Below are 3,903 nucleotides of genomic sequence, written 5' to 3' on the forward strand. Positions count from 1 at the left end.
ATCAAGAATCGGATCCAGCGCCGATTCTAGTTCCTCTAGCGGTGTTTCATTCAGCGTTTGGCACAGTTCAACAAGAGCCTTCCAAGCCTTTTTGCCATCGTTGGATTTCATCTCGTATCGGGATTTGTATTCGTCAAGGTCCGTGCCAAGGTAACGCAATCCGCCGTCGGCATTCGGGTTCCCGCTGACCTTCCAGCGTGTGCCCTTGGACGCCCCGAAGTTTTCCTGAAGGAACAGTTTGTCGAACTGTTGCACGCTGACGTACACCCCCCAACTTTCGCCATTGATCACCACGTGCACAAAGTTCGCTTTGGGCGTGGGGATATATTGGCGAGCGATATGTGAATAGACCACCGAACTCATCATCGACGGGTCGCCATGGCAATTCAGTAGGTTCAACGTCTTGTATCCATAGATCCGCTGATCCTCGTCCGCCATGTCTAGCGAAACGTTAAATGGACGTTTGCTGCCGCGAGACACATGCCCATAGGACGACATCCCACGGAAATGGACGCCAACATTGGGATAGACTTTCCCATCGACTTGCATCTGAGCAGCGACATCAACATCGGTTCCGTGAAAATCTTCGAGCTCCTGTTCCCAGTCTTCGTTGTCAAAGTCCAAGAACACGGTACGCAGGACTGTGGTGTCATACAGCGGTTTGTCGGGATAGTTGGCAACATCCGCAGGCGCGACCGCCGGTCCAGGCGTGCCCGGCGAGGTGGCATGGCCTCGCATACCACCGGGCCCCCGCATTCCGCCGGGCCCTCGCATTCCGCCGCCCCCCCCTATGTCGCGCCCACTTGCGTCAGGCCCACCACCGTCAGGGCGGCCTCGCCGACGACCGCCATCCCCCGCATCCTGACGGTTCGCAGCCAATGCGTTTTCCTGCTGGATGCTTTTGCGCGCGACCGTTCGCTCGGATTGGTCGAGCCATCCGTTCTGATCTTGATCAAACTGGTCTAACAATTTGCGTTCTTCGCGATTCATGCCGCCGGGGCCGCCAGGTCCTCGCATGCCGCCATCTCGCATACCAGCTTCTCGTCCACCGGCGGCCCCACCCAGACCGAAGTCAAGAGTGCCTGGAGGTTGGGCGTATGCGATAGCGCCTAGCACCAACGCGGTGCCCGCGACTAAACAAACTGAGACATGTCGTCGTTTCATAGGGTTGTTTTCCTAGACTTTTGAAGAGGTTTATCGGCCTTGTCGCAGATCGACGCTTTGCACGCCTTCGATCAGATTCAATTGGTTGATTAGCTCAGTGGGCTTGGCATCGGGTTTCAAACGAACGCGATAATTCAGATCCAGTGACGCACCTTGTTTGCTGGTTCCACCGGACGTCAGTTCAGCCTTACTAAGCAAACGGTCAAAAATGCTTCCCAGCAGTTTTTCGGGATCGCGTCCGATTCCAATTCGGATGGACAAGCGGGCGTCTCCGGCAAACCCGCCTGTGCCGGTTTGACGAGGTCGCACCAAAAACGCCGCGATTCCGGTCACCGCCATACCCACGATGGCGACAACCAATTGATCCGCACCGACTGCCATCCCCACCAACACGGCAAAGATGACAAAGGTGATATCGTGGGTGTCTTCGACCACCGTTCGAAATCGAACGATCGACAACGCGCCCACCAATCCAAAGGCCCAGGCAACGTTTTGCCCAATGACCAACGGCAACATCGCACACAGGATCGCCAACAGCACCAGCGTCGCTGGGAACGTCGGCATGATCTTTTCGCTCGGTCGCACCCAACGATAGATTGCTGCGATCACGCAGCCGCACAAAAACGCGATGACCAAGCGAACGGTCATTTGCAGTGCGCTGCTTTCCGTCGGCGTGCCAACGGCATCGGTCAACCAAATTGGCATGTTGCCACCTCATCCGTGGCCACAGGTTCGGCTAACATCGCATCCGAGGTGCTCAGCGACTGGAACATCGCCGCACATTGATCCACTGGATAACGCAAAACACACTCCCTATACATCGACGTCGGTTGAGGCAGCAACGTGTACTCATAAATCAGCGATTTAAAAATGGCAGGAAGCGAAACAAAAAATTTCATCCGCACCAAGTGCATTGCGATCGGTGTGGAGGGTGTACGGACGGGATCGACCGAGTCTGAAAAGGCTCGGCAGTGGACATTTCGGTCCAGGGTCAATCGAAGTGGCCCCTCGATCGAATTCGCGTTGAACGCGATCCGGTCAAATTGAATTTGCAGACTTCGCTGCAACCCATGTTTGACGATATTTTTGTGGAACCATTTTCCTTCCCACGTCTTGTTGACGCCATCCAACTCGAGTTGTCGTAGTTCGCTCGATGGGGCGATGGTCCGCCGCAGTTTGGTCGTCTGCTTGTCTCGCCGCTGTTGCTCGAGGAACACGTCCCAGGCGTGATCGATACGCCGCACGCGGAAAACTTCTTTATCGATGGCCTTCGTTTTGGTCGGACGACGCCATGTTTCGCTGTCGTAATACAGATCGCTGACGTCGCTAGAGATCGGCGGATCCATCCGGCGGGATGCCGAATCGATCAATGCGGCTGCCGCGACGTCATCCAGGACGAAGGTGCACTCGTAACGAGGGGGAAATTTCAATTTTGCTCTCTTGTTCGATAACTTGCCGATAAGACCGGACGGCAGCGGTTTGTTGCGTGCCAAGTTCCGGTGGCATCAAGACATGCGTTGAATGCCCCCCCTTGGGGCCAAACTTTCTCGAAAGTCGCTGCGAAAACGATCGATCGGCTGCCGCGAGCGTGCGGCGACAAAAGAGGTTTCCCAAGAGAGAAACAATCGAAAGTGTGTTTTGGGCGGTCAAACTGTTTGTCGGGTATACCAGCAAACATCGACATCGATGTCACTTTTAACCGTCCGGAAGTGTCCAGACGGGGTCAAACGCACCCCCGAGCTGGGATTGGATTACTCGCAACATCAGCAATTTCGCGGGTCCATCCTGCGGTTGTTCCAGCAGCAATTCGGCCAGGATGTCTTGCGCTTCGGCGTGTTTCTCGCTCTCAAACGCCGACAACGCCAACTCATACGCGGCGCAGCCGGCACTCAAGTCCTGTTTTCCACAATGACCGAGCTCGTACAGCTGCACGGGTTCGCGAATATTGTGAACACGAACACTGCAAACTCTTCGCCCCCGCAGCTTGGCATCCACCCGGCTAGCGGTGCTCTGCGTCATCAAAATCGAACTCCGCAGATACTTTGTCGCTCCCTGCACGCGGCTGGCCAAGTTGACGGTGTCACCAAGCGGTCCATATTTAATTCGATGGGTGGACCCGGTGTTGCCGACCACGGCTAAGCCACTGTTGATCCCGATGCCCATCCGTGTGTCGCCACCCACAGTGGACCGCCATTTTTCGCTCAGCTCGCCCACCGCTTTCTGAATGGCGATCGCGCACTCACAGGCTTCGACCGCATGTTGTGGCGAGGCAATCGGAGCTCCCCACATAGCCATGATCTCGTCGCCGACGTAATCGACAATGGTTCCCCCATGGTCCAACACAATCCGGCTAAGTTCGTTCATCACGTCGCTGATCCAAGTGATCGTTTGCACGGGGCCGACACGTTCGCTGGTGCGGCTGAACCCGCGGACATCGCACACCATCACCGAAACATCAGCAGGGCACGGTTTATCGAGCAAATTTTTGTCACAGAGCACCTGATTCAAAATATTGCGAGGCAAGAATTTGCTCAGTTCTGCTAACCGGGCATCGATTTGACGCAGACTCGAACGGATTCTCGCATGCAACAATCGCTCATCCGCTGGTTTTTCCAAATAGTCATCCGCTCCGTTTTCGATTGCATCGGCAGCCGCAAAACGGGCGTCAGCGTCGGCGACCACGATGATCGACGGTTTCCCGGTGGTTGGTGAGCTGCGAATTCGATGTATCAATTCAAC

At 55.6% G+C, this 3,903-nt stretch carries 4 protein-coding genes; all 4 read right to left on the reverse strand.

Annotated features, from left to right (window positions below; translation table 11 throughout):
* A partial coding sequence (locus RMSM_RS25395; protein ID WP_040769368.1) for a CotH kinase family protein occupies positions 1-1,164 on the reverse strand: 1,164 nt, incomplete at its 3' end.
* Positions 1,165-1,194: 30 nt separating this feature from the next.
* The gene (locus RMSM_RS25400; protein WP_008703359.1) at positions 1,195-1,869 is read right to left on the reverse strand and encodes a DUF4956 domain-containing protein; all 675 of its coding nucleotides are present in this window, start codon (positions 1,867-1,869) and stop codon (positions 1,195-1,197) included.
* Entirely contained in the window at positions 1,854-2,594 is a 741-nt protein-coding gene (locus RMSM_RS25405; protein ID WP_144057951.1) for a VTC domain-containing protein, read from the reverse strand. Before RMSM_RS25405 ends, RMSM_RS25400 begins: the two co-directional genes overlap by 16 nt.
* 265 nt (positions 2,595-2,859) lie before the next feature.
* On the reverse strand, positions 2,860-3,903 hold a 1,044-nt coding region (locus RMSM_RS25410; protein ID WP_144057952.1), incomplete at its 5' end, for an adenylate/guanylate cyclase domain-containing protein.

Source organism: Rhodopirellula maiorica SM1 (genome assembly GCF_000346295.1).
GTDB lineage: Bacteria > Planctomycetota > Planctomycetia > Pirellulales > Pirellulaceae > Novipirellula > Novipirellula maiorica.